The sequence below is a fragment of the Streptomyces sp. NBC_01808 genome (assembly GCF_035917395.1).
GTDB lineage: Bacteria > Actinomycetota > Actinomycetes > Streptomycetales > Streptomycetaceae > Streptomyces.
The window spans coordinates 3,602,082-3,619,929 of record NZ_CP109072.1 but is presented as its reverse complement, the minus strand read 5'-3'; the positions used below and the strand labels follow the sequence as shown (position 1 = coordinate 3,619,929).

Genomic DNA, 17,848 nt, shown 5'->3' with positions numbered 1-17,848 from the left:
GATGCCCGACACCGGGAACGCGACGTACGTCCGGGTCGCCCGCTCCGGCCAGGTCCCGGAGGGGGTGGTGCGCCGCTTCTTCGTCGGCGACACCGAGCTGGCGGTCTCCCGCTTCGAGGGCGAGGTCTACGCGAGCGCCAACTACTGCACCCACCTGGCCTGCCACCTGTCGTCCGGCAAGGTCACGGAGGACGGCCTGCTGTGCTCGTGCCACGGCAGCGTCTTCGACTTCGCCACGGGGGAGCCGCTGTCGCCGCCGGCGGTGAAGCCGATCAAGGTGTACGAGGTACGGGAGAAGAACGGGGAGATCTTGGTGGCGGGGCTGGAGTAGGAGAAGGGGAGGGGGAATTACGGGAAGCGGGTGACGTAGCGGCGCTGCCACGGGGTCTCCACCGCGCGGCGGTTGTAGTGCTCCCGTACGAACGCCACCGCCCGGCCCGCGGGGACGCCGTCCAGCACCGCGAGGCAGGCCAGCGCCGTTCCCGTACGGCCCACCCCGCCGCCGCAGGCGACCTCCACCCGCTCCCGGTCCGCCCGCTCCCACGCCTCCCGCAGCGCCGCCTCCGCCGCGCCGCGGTCGGCCGGCAGCCGGAAGTCGGGCCACCGCACCCAGCGGCTCTCCCACGCCGTCTCCGGCGCGGGGCGGCCCAGCAGGTACACCCCCAGCTCCGGATCCGGGCCCGCGGGCGCCGGCTTGCGCAGCCCGCGCCCGCGCACGTACCGCCCGGACGGCAGCCGCATCACTCCGGCCCCGGTGGGCTCCCACGTCTCGCTCATACCGCCGAGCGTAGCCGCGGGAGCCCGTCCGCCAGGGGCGTGCGCCTTACTGCCCGGCCCGTTACTTCCTGGCCCCTTACTGCCTCACGGCGATCCGCGCCGGCGACGGCGGCGCCAGCGGGGCCTCGGGCGAGCTGGTGTTCTGCAGGTACGTGACGAGGGCCGCGGTGTCCGTCACGTCGCCGCCCTGCCGGTCCGTACCGTCCCTGAACGCCGTGAACCCGTCGCCGCCCTCGCCGAGGAACTCGCTGACGGTGACCCGGTACTCCCGGTCGGCCACCACCGGTTCGCCCGCGACCCGTACGCTCGCCGCGTCGAGCCGTGCCCCGCCCTCGCGGCGCAGATCCACCGTGTACGACAGCGCCGCGGACGGCTGGAGGAACCGGGGGCTGTTCTCGTTCGCGCCGGAGAAGCCGTTCCGCAGCGCCTCGACCACCTGCTCGCCGGTGAGCGTCATCGTCACGACCGCGGACTCGAACGGCGAGACGCGGAACGCCTCCGCGTACGTCACCACCCCGTCGCCCTCGTCGCCGGACGACCCGTACGTGAGGTCCCCGCGGATCCCGCCCGGCTGGATGAAGCCGATCTCCGCGCCGTTGCCGCTGGTGGCTTCGGCCAGCCCGTCGGCGATCACGCCGCCGAGCGGCCGTTCGGGCGCGGACGAGCCGCGGCCCGGCAGGTCGGCGGTGATGTAGCCGACGGGCTTGTTCTCCAGCTCGGCGGAGCGCTCGCGCCAGGTGCCGATGAGCTTCGCCATCGCCGGGTCCTGCGGGCCGGAGGTGAGGACGGGGTGGTTGGCGGCCTCCACCGTGCCGCGGAGCACGTCGCCGCTCTCGGGGTCGAGGGCGAAACGCAGGTCGGTGTACGTACGGCCGAAGGACGCGGCCTGCGTGACGACGCGCGGATTGCCGGCGGGGTCGGCAACGGTGCACACGTACGGCTCGTGCGAGTGCCCGCTGAGGACCATGTCGACGTCCGGCGTGAACGACTCGGCGAGCCTGCGGATCGGCTGCCCCAGCTTCGCGGCGGGGCCGCCCTCGTCGCAGTCCTCGTTGTACGGGATGCTCCCGCCGTGGTTGCCGCCCTCGTGGAGGACCACGGTCTGGGCGGTCACGCCCATGTCGGTCAGCTCGCGCGAGTAGCGGTCGACGGTCTCGACCTCGTCGTGGAACTCCACGTCGCGGATGCGCGCGGCGGAGATCGCATCGGGTGCGTTCTCGGTGATCAGCCCGATGAAGCCGATGCGCTGGCCGCCGGGCAGGGTCCTGATCGAGTACGGCGGCAGCAGCGGCTCGGCGCTGCCCTTGCGGGTGACGTTGGCGGCGAGGTACGGGAAGTCCGCGCCGTCGTACGGCTCGTTCGGCACGGCGCAGCCGTCGGCGGGGTGGCAGCCGCCGTGCGCGATGCGGAGGAGTTCTTCGGGGCCCTCGTCGAACTCGTGGTTGCCGACGGACGCGACGTCGAGGCCGAGTTCCTCCAGGGCGTCGACGGTGGGCTCGTCGTGGAAGTTGGCGGAGAGCAGCGGGCTGCCGCCGATGAGGTCGCCGGCGCCGACGGTGAGGGAGTTGGGCTGCCCCTCGCGGGCGTCCTTGAGGAGGGCCGCGAGCCCGGCGACGCCGCCGGCCTGGGTGCGTACCACGTCGCCGGAGTCGGTGACCCGGGCGACGGAGCCGGCGGGGCCGTCGACGGGGTCGAGGTTGCCGTGCAGGTCGTTGAGGGCGAGGAGTTGGACGGGCACGGGGGGCCGCTGTGCGGTCGGCTCGGTGGCCGCGGACGGGCCGGTCCAGGAGAGCAGGGAGAGCCCCAGGACCGCGGCGGCGCCGGCGGCCAGCGAGCGGCGGCGCGGGGCCGCCGGGCGGGCTTTCATGATCAACATGGCGCACACCGTAGGGCGGTGCGAGGGGCCGGCGGGACCGGTGGGCGGGCTGCCACCCGGGGGAGGGGCGAGCTTCACCCTTTGGAGGGTCGGGTGTTGGGGGTGGCCCGCGGGCGCGCGCCGGGGAGGCCGCCGGGCGTACGCCGGGGGTGGTCCCGGGGCGCGCGCCGGGGGCTCCGGGGCGCGCGCGCCGGGGGTGCGCTCCAGCATCGGCCCGATCTCGTCGAAAGGACGGCGAACATATCGTGCAGCACGAACGCGAGTCGCTCGCGCCACCCGGTCCCACGAGCTGACGCTGCCCCACGGCGCGCGCGATGGCCCGTATGCCGGTGCTCCCGGCCCCCTCCGGCTTCCGTATCCAGCCGGTCGCGGCGGCGGCGGCCGCCGACCGCCTGGCGGAACTGGCGCTCGCGGAGCCCGCGGGGATGGTGGCGGGGATGGGTGGCGGAGATGAGGGCCCGCGCAGGGTGTCGGTCGTCGAGAAGGGCTCGGGAAGGAGTCGAGAAGGAACGGGACACGCGGGCTTGAGCCGGGCGGCGGATTGTCACCCGGGGGCGCCACTATCTTGGGCGGCTACCGGTGACACTGGTGAGGTGGGTAGCACCGGCAGCTAGGAGGCGGTTCATGTACCGAGGCGAGGACCCTCGTCAGGTGATCGACAACACGGTCCCGCACTCCGCGAGAGTGTGGAACTACCTCCTCGGCGGCAAGGACCACTACGAGGTCGACCGCAGAGCGGCCGACGCGTACAAGGAGACCTTCCCCCAGATCACCGATATCGCGCGCACGGACCGCGCGTTCCTGGGCCGCGCCGTGCACTACCTGGCCGCCGAGGCCGGCGTCCGCCAGTTCCTCGACATCGGAACCGGGCTGCCGACGATGAACAACACGCACGAGGTCGCGCAGCGGGCGGCGCCGAGCGCGCGCATCGTCTACGTAGACAACGACCCCATGGTCCTCACCCACGCCCGCGCCCTGCTCACCTCCACCCCGGAGGGCTCCTGCGACTACATCCACGCCGATCTCCGCAACCCCGAGGCGATCGTCGCGGGCGCGGCGGACACCCTGGACTTCACCCGCCCGGTGGCGCTCACGCTGCTGGGCATCCTGCACTTCCTCCGCGACTACGACGAGGCCCGGAGGGTCGTCCGCCACCTGCTGGAAGCGGTCCCGCAGGGCAGCTACTTGGCCCTCACCCACGCGACGCTGGACCCCTCGCTGGGCGGCACGGAGGTGGCCGCACAGAACCGGCGGGCCCAGGACCAGTACAACGCGTCTGCGGCGGTACCGCTGACGCCGCGGACGCGGGAGGAGATCGAGGGGTTCTTCGAGGGCTTGGAGGTGATCGAGCCGGGGGTGGTGTCGATGAGCAGGTGGCGGCCGGAGGAGGCCGTGGAGGGGGCGCCGCCGGCGGTGTTCGGGTATTGCGGGGTGGGTTGGAAGGGCTAGGGGAGCGGCACGGGTGAGTCCCGACCGAAGCGCGCGCTGAACTGCGGCTCGCCGTACCCGCCTTGGCCGCCGGCCCGTCTCGTGCGGAGTCTGTCGACGAGTGGTCGACGTCGAGATGCGGTGGGCTGGTTACGAGGGGCCCTTTTGTGCGTCCTCCTCCGCGATCCACAGGTGAAGAGCGCTGTCGGCGCCGCCTTGATCGACGATGCGAGTGTCGTGGAGGAGCACCCCCAGGCCGTGCTCCTCCTCCCAGGGGGAGGAGAACTCGACGCCTACATACGGGATGCCGTCCTTGCTGACCTGATGGACGTAGATGTTCTCGACTGGGATGAGGGCTGCCATCTCCGCCGCGGTGTCGACTGCCGGCAGATCGTCCGGGGCCAGGTCTTGGGCTTCGGGGTGGGCTCGCAGCGCTTCACAGTAGGTCAGCAGGTGGGGAAGGAGCGCGGTGAACAGCCGGGGGAGGTTGGCGACGGTCCAGGCGACCGATGCGATCTCGGAGTCGTCGAGTGGCCGGTCATCTCTGTCTTCCGGCGCGTAGCGGACCGGAACGCGCACCTGGGCGTCGCCGCGGCTCCGCCTGGGGCGGTGGCTTCAGACGGGAGGGGGACGAGGGTGACCCATGTGAAGTCGTCCCAGCAGAAGTCAGATCGATCCACGGGTGATGAGCACCTGCTCTCGTCGATCGGCGGGGGCCCGGGGACCGCCCGCGGGCCCTTCTCCCCTCAGGCCCGCCCAAGGTATGCGCCGGGTCTGATGCGTCCCTCCCGTAGGTCCCCCTCACGCCCGCCCAAGGTATGCGCCGGGTCTGATGCGTCCCTCCCGTAGGTCCCCCTCACGCCCGCCCAAGGTATGCGCCGGGTCTGATGCGTCCCTCCCGTACGTCCCCCTCACGCCCGCCCAAGGGTACGCGCCTGATCTGACAACGCGGGGGCAGCAGGGCCCTGAGCTGGTACGTCGTGTCTGTATGGGCCCGGTGCGGGGGTACGGTGGCGGGCGGGCGGCGCTTCGTAAGGGGAGCCGGTGTACGGGGGGGAGCGGCGAGGGGAGTAGCGGGTTCGTTGGGGCTCCCCCCGGGCCACTCCGCTTTTGAGTGTGCGGGCCTGCGTCCGGCGTCAAGGGCGCCTCTCTCCGCTTCGCTGCGAGAGGCGTCGCTGCGCGATGGGGCTTCGCCCCACCCTTGACACCGGACTCCGGCCCGAAAGACCGGCAGCTATGGGTGGCCCAGGGGGAGCGGGCACCTTAACGCTGCGATACGGAGCGGTGCCCCGCGGACGGGGGGCGGGCTGCCCCGAGTTGGCCTGCCCTGTTCGCGGAGCGCCCCGAGTCGGCGTGGAGCCGGGCCTGCTCCGGCCGCCAGGCGCCCTCGGTGGGCGGAGGTCCGCGGCGGGGCTGTTCGGTTCGCGGATTCCCCCGGGGCGGGTGCGGCCGCAGCGCCGGTGGCGGGCGCACCCCGATTGGCTAGGTCCACGGGAGGCGGAAGTCGGGCCCGGGGGCGTCGGGTTGGCACTCGGGGCGGATGCCCTCGCGCGGGAGCGGGGTCGGTGCGTCCGAGGTGGGCTCGTTCGAGTCCTGGGCTGGGGTTGGCGTAGGGCTCGGGTGGTTGCGTGTGCGTTTTGGGGCGAAGTTCGGCCCTCGGGGGGTGATTCGGGCCGGATCCCGGGGTGTTACCGCGAGTTAGGGCCCAATTTCTCCGCGCGGGCGCTGCGGTCGCGGTGGCGGGAGCGGGAAGTCGGTTGAGTGCGTGTCGATGGGCGAAAGTCTGCCCACGGGGGCGATTTGGGTCGATTTGGTGGCGCAGGTGCGGCGAGTTTGTCTCACCGGCATTCAATCGGGGCGGGTTGGGCGGCTGTGGGAATGTCTGGAGGCTGGCTCGTGCGCGTCAGTGGGCGAAAGTCGGTACGCGTGGGCGTTTTGGGGTAGTTCTGGGGGTGGGTTGCCGCTCGTTTGTATCGGTGGCGGCCATTCCGGGTGGTCTCGGTGGGGTGGATGCGTCTGCGGGGGCGAAAGTCGGTGATCTCGGCCCGATTCGGGCTGGATCCGGGGGTGTTACCCCGGGTTACGGCACGATTTCTCCGCCCCGGACCGCCGGAGGTGGCATCGGTACGCAACCGCCGGGCCGTCTGCGTGGTGCGTACACCCAACCGGGGCTTGGCTCGGGGCAGATCCGAGGGCCCTACCGCCGGTTGTCCCCGATCATCGCCGCTGGCGTCGGACGGGCGGTTGTTCCGCGCAGCCGGCCTGCGTTCGAGGGGGCCCCATGCTCAAAACCCACGTCGAGACGGCCTACTCACGACACCGTCCACCCCGACTCCGCCCCCCGGACCGGCCCACACCGCGGACGGAGCTGACGCCCGCGTCCGTACGCCGGGATCGGTGCGAACGCCCTGGCCCCGGTGCAGGTCGGAGTGGTCGGCCCCGGTGGTGGGCAGGCTCGTTGTCAGTGGAGGCGCATACCCTTGGGCGGGTGTGAGGGGACGTGGTTCCGGTGGATTGCGGTGCTCCTCGACTGCGGTGCTCCTCGACTGCGGTGCGCCCGGACTGCGGGGTTCCCGGACTGCGGGGTTCCCGTACTGCGGTGCTCCCTGCGTTCGTTCCGTCGGGGCGGCTCACTTCACCGGCCGTGCGCTGTCCGAGGACTCTCCCGTGAGATCGGTTCCTGCCACGCGCCACCGATCACGGACCACCGATCACGGACCACCGATCACGGACCACCGATCACGGACCACCGATCGCGGGCCACCGATCGCGGGCCACCGATCGCGGGCCACCGATCGCGGGCCACCGATCGCGGGCCACCGATCGCGGGCCACCGATCGCCGATCGCCGATCGCCGATCACGGACCACCGATCACGGACCACCGATCGCCGATCACGGACCACCGACCACCGATCACGGACCACCGACCACCTGGGCATCGGGCCGCCGATCACGGGCCGCGGGCCACCGACCACCTGGCCATCCGGCCGCCGATCACGGGCCACCGACTACCCACCACCGACCACCGACCACCAACCGCCCCCCACCCGTCGCGGATCACCGCCCCCGGCGCCCCAACCTCAACCGCCCACCCCCGCCAGCGCCATATCCACCTGCCTCGGCGACAGCGCATGCTCGATCGCCAGAATCCCCGCCCCGATCGCCGCCGCGTTCTCCCCCGTCCTGCTCGGCTCGATCCGCAGCACATGCGTCGCCAGCGGGTGCGACCTCCGGTACACCGCCTCCCGCACCCCCGCCAGCAACTGGTCGTGCACCGCCGCCAGGGCGCCGCCCACCACCACCGTCTCCGGGTTGAAGAAGTTCACCAGGCCCGCCAGGACCTCGCCCACCGCCCGGCCCGCCTCGCGGACCATGCGGACCGCCTCGCGGTTGCCCTCCTTCACCAGGCGGACGACGTCCAGGCCCGCCGACGCCTCCAGGCCCAGTTCCTTCAGGCGCACCGCCAGGGCCGCGCCGCCCGCGATGGCCTCCAGGCAGCCCGAGTTGCCGCAGCGGCACAGCTCCTCGCGTTCGCCTACGCGGATGTGGCCGATGTCGCCCGCCGAGCCCTGCGCGCCCCGGTGCAGGCGGCCGTCGGCGATGATGCCGCAGCCGATGCCCGTGCCCACCTTCAGGTACAGCAGGTACGACGTGTCCGGGAAGGCGCGGCGCTGTTCTGCCAGGGCCATGACGTTCACGTCGTTGTCCACCAGCGCGCGGACGCCGAAGCGCTCGTCGAAGAACTCCGGGATCGGGAACTGGTGCCACCCCGGCATGATCGGCGGGTCCACCGGGCGGCCGGTGGAGAACTCCACCGGGCCCGGTACGCCCGCGCCGATGGAGCGGAGCGTCTTCGGGTCCCGGCCGGCCTCCTCCAGGAGCCGCTGCATCGTCCGTTCGACGTGGCCGAGAACCGCCTCCGGGCCGTCCGCGATCGTCAGCGGGTCCTCGCGGACCGCGAGCAGCGTGCCGCCGATGTCCAGCAGCGCGACCCGGCAGTGCGAGGCGCCCAGGTCGACGCCGGCGACGGCGTGTTCTCGCGTGCGCAGGGAGAGGCGGCGCGGGGGGCGGCCGCCGGTGGAGCCGGCTTCCGCGTCCTCGTCGACGAAGCCGTGCGCGATCAGCGCGTCGACGCGCTGGGAGACGGTGGAGCGGGCGAGGCCCGTGAGGCGGGCTATCTCGGCGCGGGTGGCGGCGGCGCCGGAGCTGATCAGCGCCAGCACCTCGCCGGGGGACTGGCCCGCGGGCGGGCTGTACGGCGGGGCGCCAGGCGGGGCGCCAGGCGGGCCCCCGGGCCGGCCCCCGGGCGGCGCCCCGGGCGTGCCGGGGGGCGGCGTGCCGGAGGCCGACGGCCGCGGCGGTGGCGGCATCGGCGAGGAAGACGAAGAAGCGGCTGTCACATCGACCACCTTAGAGACCACCTAGAGCACCAACAAGACCTTCTTTGTTCGACATTCGGCCAAAGCATTTGCCAACTCATCAGCGAAAGCCCTTGCTTAGGCTCTTGACAGTCCAAAGAAGCCTGGGGACTCTGCCTTTCATGCTGACGATGCAGGACGTGTCCAAGAGCTTTCTCGGGGTACGGGTGCTGCACGGGGTGTCGCTCGACCTCGACCCGGGTGAGGTTCACGCCCTGGTGGGGGAGAACGGCGCGGGCAAGTCGACGCTGATGAAGGTGCTCGCCGGGGAGTACGCCCCCGACGAGGGCACCATCACGCTCGACGGCACGGTGCACGCCTTCTCGCACCCCGTACAGGCCCAGGCCGCCGGGATCGGTCTCATCCATCAGGAGTTCGCGCTGCTCCCGCACCGCACCGTCGCGGAGAACGTCTTCCTCGGCCGCGAGCCGGTACGCCGCGGGCTCGTCGACCGGCGCGCCATGGAGCGCCGCACCGCCGAGCTCCTCGCCGAGCTGGACGAGACCGGAATCACCCCCCACACCCTGGTCAAGGACCTCTCGGTGGCCCGCCAGCAGACGGTGGAGATCGTCAAGGCGCTGGCGGCGTCCGATGTCCGTGTGCTTGTCATGGACGAGCCGACCGCACCCCTCGCCGACCACGAGGTCGATCTCCTCTACGCGCTCATCCGCCGCCTCGCCGCCCGCGGCATCGGCATCCTTTACATCAGCCACCGCCTCCGCGAGGTCTTCGACCTCTCCCGCCGCATCACCGTCCTCAAGGACGGCCGCAGGGTCGCCACCCTCACCACCGCCGACACCACCCCCGACGACGTCGTCCGGGCCATGGTCGGCCGCGAGCTGGGCTCCTACTACCCGCCCCGCGCCCGCGCCGAAGAGATCGGCGAGCCGCTGCTGACCACCTCAGGCGCCGGCAACGAGCGCCTCTCCGGGATCGACCTCACCCTCAGGGCCGGCGAAGTCACCGGTGTCGCCGGGCTCCAGGGGTCCGGCCGGACTTCCCTGGTACGGGCCCTCTTCGGCGCCGCGCCCTTCACCCGCGGCGGCATGACCGTCGCCGGCCGCCCGCTGCGCCCCGGCAGCCCCCGCCAGGCCATCCGCGGCGGCGTCGCGCTGGTCACCGAGGACCGCAAGGGCGAGGGCCTGGCCCTCCACCAGTCCGTACGCGACAACGCCCTCCTCGTCACCCGCGCCGTCCACGGCGGCGGCGCGCAGGCGGGCGAGGTCTCCGGGCTGCTCGACCGCGTCAACCTCCGCTCCCGCGGCCACGACCAGGAGGTCCAGTACCTCTCCGGCGGCAACCAGCAGAAGGTCGTCATCGCCAAGTGGCTCGCCGCCCGGCCCCGCGTGCTGCTCTTCGACGAGCCGACCCGCGGCGTCGACGTCGGCGCCAAGGCCGCCATCCACACCCTCGTCCGCGAACTCGCCCGCGACGGCATGGCCGTCCTCATCGTCTCCTCCGAACTGCCCGAGCTGATCGGCATGAGCGACCGCATCCTCGTCATGGCCGACGGCACCTTCGCCGGCGAACTCCCCGCCGGGGCGGGCGAAGAGGACATCATGCGGCTCGCCACCCGGGACGCGTCGGGCACGGCCCCCGAGGGGAGTGCCGCATGACCGCCGTACGGACCGACGCCCCGGCCCCGGCCGCCCGCCCGCGCCGGCTGCCCCCGACCGGGCGGCTCAAGCTCACCGACCCCGTCGTCGGCGTCTGGCTGGCCGCCGCCGCGGTCACGCTCATCGGCTGGATCGTCGTCACCATCGACGGCGGCCAGTTCATGACCCAGTCCAACTTCACCGGCATCCTGCAGAACTCGGTCGCCCTCGGCCTGGTCGCCGTCGGCCAGTCCGCGGTGATCCTCACCGGCTCGCTCGACCTGTCCGTCGCGTACCTCATCAGCCTCGGCACCCTGGTCGCCGCCGAGACGATGGAGGGCGGCAGCGTCGTCACGGCGGTGCTCGCGGTGCTCGCGCTCTCCGCCGCGGTCGGGCTCGCCAACGGACTCATCGTCACCGGGCTGAAGGTCAACGCCTTCATCGCCACCCTCGGCATGGCGTTCATCCTGCGCGGCTACATCGAGGACAACTACACCGGGCCCGCGGGCGACGTCCCCGCGTCCTTCCAGCGCCTCGGCTACGACCGCATCGGCTTCATCCCGGTCTCCGTCTTCCTGCTGATCGCCGTGGCCGCCGTGCTGTGGCTGATCACCAAACGCACCCGCCTCGGCCACCACATGTACGCCACCGGCGGCGACGAGCACGCCGCCCGCCTCTCCGGCGTACGTACCAAGCGCACCGTCATCTACGCCCACGTGCTGTGCGCCCTGTGCGTCGGTGCCGCCGCCCTCTTCCTCGCCTCCCGGCTCGGCGCCGGCGCCCCCTGGGCGGGCACCGAGGCGCGCTACGACCTCGACTCCATCGCCGCCGTCGTGCTCGGCGGTACCGCGCTGGCCGGCGGCCGCGGCGGGGTGGCGGGGACGCTCGGCGGGGTGCTGCTGCTGTCCGTGCTGGACAGCATCTTCAACCAGCTCTCCGTCGACCCCTTCTTCAAGAACGTCGTCCGCGGCGTCGTCATCATCGCCGCCGTCGCCCTCTACGCGAGGCCGCGCGTGGCGCGGGCGGCCGGACGCCGGCGCAGGTCGGGCGGAGGAGGGCAGGGGGAGTCGGCGAAGACACCGGCGGGTCCGCCGGGCCCGGCGGAGGCAGTGCGCGACGCAGAGCGCGGCGGTTCCCGTGCCGAGTCCCGCGGCAGGTCCCGCGCCGAATCACGGCGGGACGCACAGGATGCGCCCGGTAGGGAGTTGCCCGCATGACCGCCGCAACCACCGCGACCACCGACCACACCGTCCGGCCGGGGCGGCGACTTCTCGCCGCACTCGGCACCGGTGCCCCCGTCTACGTCCTCCTCGCCGTGCTGCTCGCCGCGCTGGCGATCACCGACCCCGGGTTCTACGAGCCCGACTCCTTCCTCGCGTTCGTCAAGCGCGCCGCCCCGCTGGTGATCCTCGCCGCCGGCCAGTACATGGTCATCGTCTCCGGCGGCTTCGACCTCTCCGTCGGCGCGGTGGTCACGGCGGGGGTCGTCGCAGGTGCCGAGTTCTACGGCTCGTACCCGGACGCGCCCTGGCTGCTGGTCACCGCCGGGCTGTTGCTCGCCGGAGCGATCGTCGGCCTGGTCAACGGGCTCATCACCACCGTGCTGCTGGTGCCGTCGTTCATCACCACGCTCGGCATGATGCTGATCCTCGAAGGCGCCGTCTTCTACTGGACCGGCGGCTCCCCCCAGGGCGTACTGCCGGAGAGCTTCCGCAACTTCGGCCGCGGCGAGGCGGGCGGCTGGCTGCCCTGGGCGGTGCTCGCGTGCCTCGCGGTCGGCGCGATCGCCGTGTGGCTGATGCGTTCCGACTTCGGCCGTACGCTCCTGGCCACCGGCGACAACGAGCGCGCCGCCGCGCTCGCGGGCGTGCGCGTACCCCGCGTGCGCACCCTCGCGTTCGTGCTCTCCGGCACCGCCGCGGCGCTCGCCGCGGTGCTCGTCGCCGGCTTCTCCGGGGTCTCGGCGCAGGCCGGCCGGGGGCTGGAGTTCGAGGCGATCACCGCCGTCGTGCTCGGCGGGGTCATCCTCGGCGGCGGCCGCGGCTCGGTCGTCGCCGCCATGGCCGGGGCGTTCTCGCTCCAGGCGCTGTTCACGCTGCTCAACCTCCAGGGCGTCTCCGGCGCGCTGGAGTCCACGGTCCAGGGATTCATCGTCATCGCGGCCGTCGGCCTCGGCGCCACCGGCAGGTCGGGCTTCTCCCGGCTGCGCCCGCGCCGTACCGCACCACCACCCTCCGCTCCTACAACGCCCCCGGAAGGGAAGTCCTCCTCATGACCCGTACGCGCCGCACGACCCGCCCCGGCGCTCGCAACCGCTTGGCCGCACCGGCCGCCGCGCTGCTGGCCGCCGCGCTGCTCGCCTCCTGCTCGTCGGACGCGCCCAAGGACGATCTGGCCGACGACCCCGCCGCCTCCGAGCAGGCGGAGGACGGCGGCAAGCGGTCGGAGTTCTTCAACCAGGCGGACTACGACCGGCAGTTGGAGCTGACCAAGACGACCCCCGAGGGTCCCGAGGGCAAGCCCTGGGAGCAGATGCTCGATCCGCAGTCGGGCGGGATGGTCGACACCTCCGAGTACGCCAAGAAGGGCGACGGCGGCGTCAAGCTGTGCTTCTCCAACGCCGGCGTCTTCAACCCCTGGCGGCAGGTGGGCCTGAAGACGATGAAGGCGGAGGTCGCGCAGCACGACGAGATCGCCGACTTCACCGTCCTGGACGCGCAGGGCAAGGACGACAAGCAGATCTCCGACATCCAGGAGCTGTCGGGCCAGAACTGCGACGCGCTGATCGTCTCGCCGAACACCACCGCCACCCTCACCCCCGCCGTCGAGGAGGCGTGCGGCAAGATCCCGGTGATCGTCTTCGACCGCGGCGTGGAGACCGACTGCGCCGTGACGTTCATCAGCCCCATCGGCGGCTACGCCTACGGCGCCGCCGCCGCGGACTTCCTGGTGGACGAGGTGGACAAGGGCGGCAAGATCGTGGCGCTGCGGATCTCGCCCGGCGTGGACGTGCTGGAGACCCGCTGGTCGGCGGCGGAGATCGCGTTCGAGAAGGCCGGACTCGACGTGGTCGAGGTGAAGTTCACCGACGGCGACCCGTCGAAGGCCAAGTCGATCGTCTCCGATGCCATCGCGCGGCACGGCCAGATCGACGGCGTGTGGATGGACTCCGGTGCCACGTCGGTCGCGGCCGTCGAGGCGTTCGAGGACGCGGGCGAGGACATCCCGCCGATCACCGGCGAGGACCAGCAGGACTTCCTCCAGGCGTGGAAGGACAAGGACCTGACCGCCATCGCGCCGGCGTACCCGACGTTCCAGTGGCGTACGCCCGTGATCGCCGCGCTCAAGATCCTCAACGGCGAGGAGGTCCCGAAGGAGTGGACGCTGCCGCAGCCGGTGGTCACCGAGGAGAACTTCGACGAGTACTACAAGGAGGGCATGCCCCCGCTGCACTACGGCGCCTGCGGCTGCGAGGACCTGCCCGGCTACCCCGGCGACTGGGGCGGTGAGTGATGCCGGCCGGAAGACGGCTGATCGGCGCCAACCCGTGGATCTGGCACTCCCCGGTGACCGAGCGCGCGCTGGCCGGGGTGCTGCCGCGGCTGGCGGACTGGGGGTTCGACTGCGCGGAGCTGCCGCTGGAGCAGCCGGGTGACTGGCAGCCGGCCGCCGCGGCGAAGCTGCTCGACGGCAACGGCCTGGCCGCGGCCGCGGTGATCGCCGTGATGCCGCCGGAGCGCGGGCTGGTCCGCGCCGAGCCGCTGGCGGTCCGTACGACGCAGGACTACCTGCGCCGCTGCGTGGACGCCGCGCGGGAGATCGGCGCGCCGGCGGTCGCCGGGCCGATGTACGCGGCGGTCGGCAGGACCTGGCGGATGGACGCGGACGAGCGGGCGGCGGCGTACGCCGAGTGGCGGGACAACATCGCGCCGGTCGTCGCGCACGCCGCGGCCGCCGGGGTGCTGCTGGCCGTCGAGCCGCTCAACCGGTACGAGACGAGCCTGCTCAACACCGTCGCGCAGACCGTGACGGCGCTGGACGGGCTGCCCGGCGAGACGATCGGGGTCGCCCTCGACACGTACCACCAGAACATCGAGGAGCGCTCCCTGCCCGGCGCCGTGCGCGCGGCGGCGGGGCGGATCGCGCACGTCCAGGTGTGCGCCAACGACCGGGGCGCACCCGGCGCGGACCACCTGGACTGGCCCGGTTTCCTCGGCGCGCTGGACGAGGCGGGCTACCGCGGCCCGCTGTGCATCGAGTCGTTCACGGCGCACAACGCGAGCATCGCGGTGGCCGCGTCGGTGTGGCGGGCGCTGGCGCCGAGCCAGGACGCCATCGCCGTCGAAGGACTCGCCTTCCTGCGCCGCGCCTTACGCACCTGACGTAACCGCACCGCCTTTCCTCCCGTACGCACCCTGACCGCGGACGCACCCGCACGCGCACCGCACGCACCCCCCGCGCCACACGCCGCCGGGCCCGGAGCTCCGGGACGCAGAGCCGGGCCCGGCGGACCACCCCTGCGCGCACCCCTGCGCGCTCGGCGCCCCACGAACCCCTCTCACCGACCGGTACGCCCATCCCATTTCCGCACACCGAAGGAGAGGACCGACTCATGAGCTGTCATGCTCGTGACATAGGCAGGTCGTTGGTCACCTTGCTGGCCGCCGTCCTGCTCGCACTCACCGCGCTGCCGTCATCAGCAGCGGAGAAGGCGCCCGCCTTCAAGGCGCTGCTCTTCACCAAGGCCGTGGGCTACGTCCACGGCTCCATCCCGGCGGGCATCCAGATGGTCAAGGAGGAGGCGGAGGAGAACGGGTTCGAGGTCGACCAGACCGACGACTCGACCGTCTTCAACGACGCCGCGCTCGCCGAGTACGACGTGATCATCATGCTGCAGAACTCCGGCATGGTCTGGGACACGGACGAGCAGCGCGCCGCCATGCAGAAGTACGTGCAGTCCGGCGGCGGCGTCGCGGCCATCCACAACACGCTCGACATGGGGATCGAGAACGAGTTCCCGTGGTGGGACGAGCTGATCAACGGCGGCGCCCACATGCCGAGCCACTCGCCCGGCGTGCTCCAGGGCACCGCGAAGGTCGCCGACAAGGTGCACCCCTCGACCAAGGGCCTGCCCGAGCGCTGGGAGCGCCCCGAGGAGTGGTACAACTTCGACGTCAACCCGCGCGGCGACGTGCACGTCCTGGTCACCGCCGACGAGACGACGTACAACCCGGGCGGCGACGCCATGGGCGCCGACCACCCGATCTCCTGGTGCCGTAACGCCGAGGGCGGCAAGGTCTGGGCCACCGCCATGGGCCACGACACCCCCGCGTACAGCGAGGAGGAGTTCCGCGACCACGTCATCGGCGGCGTGAAGTGGGCCGCCGGCGCCGAGCCCGGCGACTGCGGCGGCACGGTCTGGAACGGCTACGAGAAGGTCACCCTCGACGACGACACCGCCGACCCGATGGAGCTGGACGTGGCCAAGGACGGCCGCGTCTACTACGTCCAGCGCGCGGGCGAGGTCCAGGTCTTCGACCCGGCCACCCACCAGACCACCACCGCGGGCAAGCTCGACGTCTACACCGGCGGCGAGGACGGCCTGGTCGGCATGGAGCTGGATCCGGACTTCGCCAAGAACGGCTGGATCTACCTCTACTACGCCCCGGCCGGCAGCGCCGAGGACGTGAACAGGCTGTCGCGCTTCACGCTCAAGGACGGCAAGCTCGACACCGCCAGCGAGAAGAAGCTCCTCGACGTGCCCGCGTACCGGGACCGCACCTTCCCCGAGCCCGGACACACCGGCGGCGCGGTCGAGTTCGGCCCCGACGGCTCGCTGTACCTGGGCACCGGCGACGACGTGCCGCCGAACCTCAGCCCCGACTGGCAGGGTTACGCGCCGATCGACTGGCGCGAGGGCGAGGAGATGCTGGACGCCGCCAGGACCGCGGGCAACACCAACGACCTGCGGGGCAAGATCCTGCGGATCAAGCCCACCAAGGGCGGCACCTACACCATCCCCAAGGGCAACCTGTTCGCGCCGGGCACGTCGAAGACCCGTCCCGAGATCTACGCGATGGGCTTCCGCAACCCGTTCCGCTTCACCGTCGACCAGGAGACGGGCTACGTCCACGCCGCCGACTACGGTCCCGACCGCGGGCTGCCGACGACGGACCGCGGCCCGGAGGGCATGGTCGAGTACAACGTCATCAAGAAGCCCGGCAACTTCGGCTGGCCCTTCTGCCACGGTGACAACCAGCCCTACGCCCCGTACAACCCGGACACCGGCGAGATCGGCGCGAAGTTCGACTGCGACAACCTGACGAACCCCTCGCCGAACAACACCGGCCTGACCGAGCTGCCGAAGGTCCAGAAGCCGGACATCTGGTACGGCTACGGCGAGTCCGAGCAGTTCCCCGAGCTGGGCCAGGGCGGCTCAGGTCCCATGGGCGGCCCGGTCTACAACTACGACCCGGACAACCCGTCCGAGACGAAGTTCCCCGAGTACTTCGACGGCGCCGGCTTCCTCTACGAGTGGACCCGCAACTACGTCAAGGAGGTCCGCTGGGACGAGAACGAGGAGCTGCTGAAGATCAACGACTTCCTGTCCTCGGCGAAGTTCAACAAGCCGATGGACATGACCTTCGGCCCTGACGGCTCGCTCTACGTCCTGGAGTGGGGCAGCGCCTTCGGCGGCGGCAACAGCGACTCGGGGCTCTACCGCATCGACTACAGCCAGGGCAAGCGCTCCCCGGTCGCCAAGGCCACCGCCTCGGCGACCAACGGGCCCGTGCCGCTGGCGGTCGACTTCTCCAGCGAGGGCTCCAACGACCCCGACGGCGACTCGCTCTCCTACGAGTGGGACTTCGACGGCGACGGCACCTTCGACTCCACCGAGGCCGACCCGAGCCACACCTACGAGAACAAGGGCGACTTCACCGCCCAGCTCAAGGTCACCGACTCCTCCGGCAAGACCGGCTACGCCAACATCCCCATCACCGCGGGCAACACCGCGCCCGAGGTGAAGATCGACACCCCGGTCAACGGCAAGCTGATCGAGTTCGGGGACAAGATCCCGTACAAGGTCACCGTGACCGACCCGGAGGACGGCACGATCGACTGCTCCAAGGTCTTCGTCAACCCGGCGCTCGGGCACGACGACCACGAGCACTCGACGACCGACCTGCCCGGCTGCGAGGGCACCGTCGACACCGGTGACCTCGGCGGCCACCCGGAGGGCGCGGACCTGACGTACGTGCTGAACGCCCGCTACGAGGACGGCGGCGGCGACGGCGCCTCCTCGCTGACCGGGTACGACAAGTCGGTCCTGCAGCCCAAGCACAAGCAGGCCGAGTACTACGACGACCAGTCCGGCACCCGGATCGTCAGCCAGGCAGGGGCCGAGAACGGCAAGCGCATCGGCGACGTCTCGAACGGCGACTGGGTCGCCTTCGAGCCGATGTCCGTCGAGGGCATGAGCCAGGTCTCGTACAAGCTGTCGTCGCCGTACGGCGTGGGCGCGATCGAACTGCGCGCCGACGGCCCGGACGGGCAACTGCTCGCGACGACGCCGGTGCCGAACACCGGGGGCTGGGACAACTACCAGGCCACGGCGGCCGTGCCGGTCGAGGCGCTGGAAGGGTCGCACAAGCTCTATCTGAAGTTCACGTCGCCGCAGAACAACTCGTTCGACGTCGACTCGGTGACCTTCAGCTAGCGATCGGGAGGTGAAAGGGCGGCGGCGCCCCGGGCG

General features: G+C 72.0%; 11 protein-coding genes and 1 pseudogene. 8 read left to right on the top strand and 4 right to left on the bottom strand.

Annotated elements, in window-relative coordinates; all coding sequences use genetic code 11:
• Position 1: 1 nt before the first annotated feature.
• A complete protein-coding gene (locus OG946_RS15560) occupies positions 2–331 on the top strand; it encodes a Rieske (2Fe-2S) protein (RefSeq protein WP_326796710.1) in 330 nt (109 codons plus the stop codon).
• Between the two features lie 17 nt (positions 332–348).
• On the opposite strand, the gene OG946_RS15555 is transcribed toward OG946_RS15560, so the two are convergent.
• A complete protein-coding gene (locus tag OG946_RS15555; RefSeq protein ID WP_326796709.1) occupies positions 349–777 on the bottom strand; it encodes a protein-tyrosine phosphatase family protein in 429 nt (142 codons plus the stop codon).
• A gap of 76 nt (positions 778–853) precedes the next feature.
• On the bottom strand, positions 854–2,653 hold the full coding sequence (locus OG946_RS15550) for a bifunctional metallophosphatase/5'-nucleotidase (protein ID WP_326796708.1): 1,800 nt from the start codon (positions 2,651–2,653) through the stop codon (positions 854–856).
• Positions 2,654–3,277: 624 nt separating this feature from the next.
• Here OG946_RS15550 and OG946_RS15545 point away from each other — a divergent pair.
• Positions 3,278–4,102, top strand: a complete 825-nt coding sequence (locus OG946_RS15545) for an SAM-dependent methyltransferase (protein ID WP_442814376.1) — start codon at positions 3,278–3,280, stop codon at positions 4,100–4,102.
• Between the two features lie 129 nt (positions 4,103–4,231).
• On the opposite strand, the gene OG946_RS15540 is transcribed toward OG946_RS15545, so the two are convergent.
• Both OG946_RS15540 and OG946_RS15535 read right to left on the bottom strand, forming a co-directional pair.
• Positions 4,232–4,660: a DUF6985 domain-containing protein gene (locus tag OG946_RS15540; protein ID WP_326796706.1), complete on the bottom strand. Its 429-nt coding sequence runs from the start codon at positions 4,658–4,660 to the stop codon at positions 4,232–4,234.
• 2,502 nt (positions 4,661–7,162) lie between these two features.
• Positions 7,163–8,452, bottom strand: coding sequence for an ROK family transcriptional regulator (locus OG946_RS15535; RefSeq protein WP_326800263.1), 1,290 nt, complete (start codon positions 8,450–8,452; stop codon positions 7,163–7,165).
• A gap of 170 nt (positions 8,453–8,622) precedes the next feature.
• On the opposite strand from OG946_RS15535, the gene OG946_RS15530 reads away from it, so the two are divergent.
• From OG946_RS15530 to OG946_RS15505, 6 genes and pseudogenes are all read left to right on the top strand, one after another.
• Positions 8,623–10,116: a sugar ABC transporter ATP-binding protein gene (locus OG946_RS15530; protein ID WP_326796705.1), complete on the top strand. Its 1,494-nt coding sequence runs from the start codon at positions 8,623–8,625 to the stop codon at positions 10,114–10,116.
• A pseudogene (locus tag OG946_RS15525) lies at positions 10,113–11,123 on the top strand (ABC transporter permease); the annotation flags it as partial. The gene OG946_RS15530 and the pseudogene OG946_RS15525, both read left to right, overlap by 4 nt.
• Positions 11,124–11,308: 185 nt before the next feature.
• The gene (locus tag OG946_RS15520; protein WP_326796704.1) at positions 11,309–12,370 is read left to right on the top strand and encodes an ABC transporter permease; all 1,062 of its coding nucleotides are present in this window, start codon (positions 11,309–11,311) and stop codon (positions 12,368–12,370) included.
• On the top strand, positions 12,367–13,608 hold the full coding sequence (locus OG946_RS15515) for a substrate-binding domain-containing protein (RefSeq protein WP_326796703.1): 1,242 nt from the start codon (positions 12,367–12,369) through the stop codon (positions 13,606–13,608). Before OG946_RS15520 ends, OG946_RS15515 begins: the two co-directional genes overlap by 4 nt.
• Positions 13,608–14,477 (top strand): sugar phosphate isomerase/epimerase family protein, encoded by an 870-nt coding sequence (locus OG946_RS15510; RefSeq protein ID WP_326796702.1) that lies wholly within the window; start codon positions 13,608–13,610, stop codon positions 14,475–14,477. Before OG946_RS15515 ends, OG946_RS15510 begins: the two co-directional genes overlap by 1 nt.
• A gap of 230 nt (positions 14,478–14,707) precedes the next feature.
• On the top strand, positions 14,708–17,812 hold the full coding sequence (locus tag OG946_RS15505) for a ThuA domain-containing protein (protein ID WP_326796701.1): 3,105 nt from the start codon (positions 14,708–14,710) through the stop codon (positions 17,810–17,812).
• Positions 17,813–17,848: the final 36 nt, after the last annotated feature.

Coding starts and splice junctions, on each gene's coding strand:
- OG946_RS15560 (WP_326796710.1), top strand. CDS start 2: ATGCCCGACACCGGGAACGCGACGTACGTCCGGGTCGCCCGCTCCGGC.
- OG946_RS15555 (WP_326796709.1), bottom strand. CDS start 777: ATGAGCGAGACGTGGGAGCCCACCGGGGCCGGAGTGATGCGGCTGCCG.
- OG946_RS15550 (WP_326796708.1), bottom strand. CDS start 2,653: ATGTTGATCATGAAAGCCCGCCCGGCGGCCCCGCGCCGCCGCTCGCTG.
- OG946_RS15545 (WP_442814376.1), top strand. CDS start 3,278: ATGTACCGAGGCGAGGACCCTCGTCAGGTGATCGACAACACGGTCCCG.
- OG946_RS15535 (WP_326800263.1), bottom strand. CDS start 8,452: ATGCCGCCACCGCCGCGGCCGTCGGCCTCCGGCACGCCGCCCCCCGGC.
- OG946_RS15530 (WP_326796705.1), top strand. CDS start 8,623: ATGCTGACGATGCAGGACGTGTCCAAGAGCTTTCTCGGGGTACGGGTG.
- OG946_RS15520 (WP_326796704.1), top strand. CDS start 11,309: ATGACCGCCGCAACCACCGCGACCACCGACCACACCGTCCGGCCGGGG.
- OG946_RS15515 (WP_326796703.1), top strand. CDS start 12,367: ATGACCCGTACGCGCCGCACGACCCGCCCCGGCGCTCGCAACCGCTTG.
- OG946_RS15510 (WP_326796702.1), top strand. CDS start 13,608: ATGCCGGCCGGAAGACGGCTGATCGGCGCCAACCCGTGGATCTGGCAC.
- OG946_RS15505 (WP_326796701.1), top strand. CDS start 14,708: ATGAGCTGTCATGCTCGTGACATAGGCAGGTCGTTGGTCACCTTGCTG.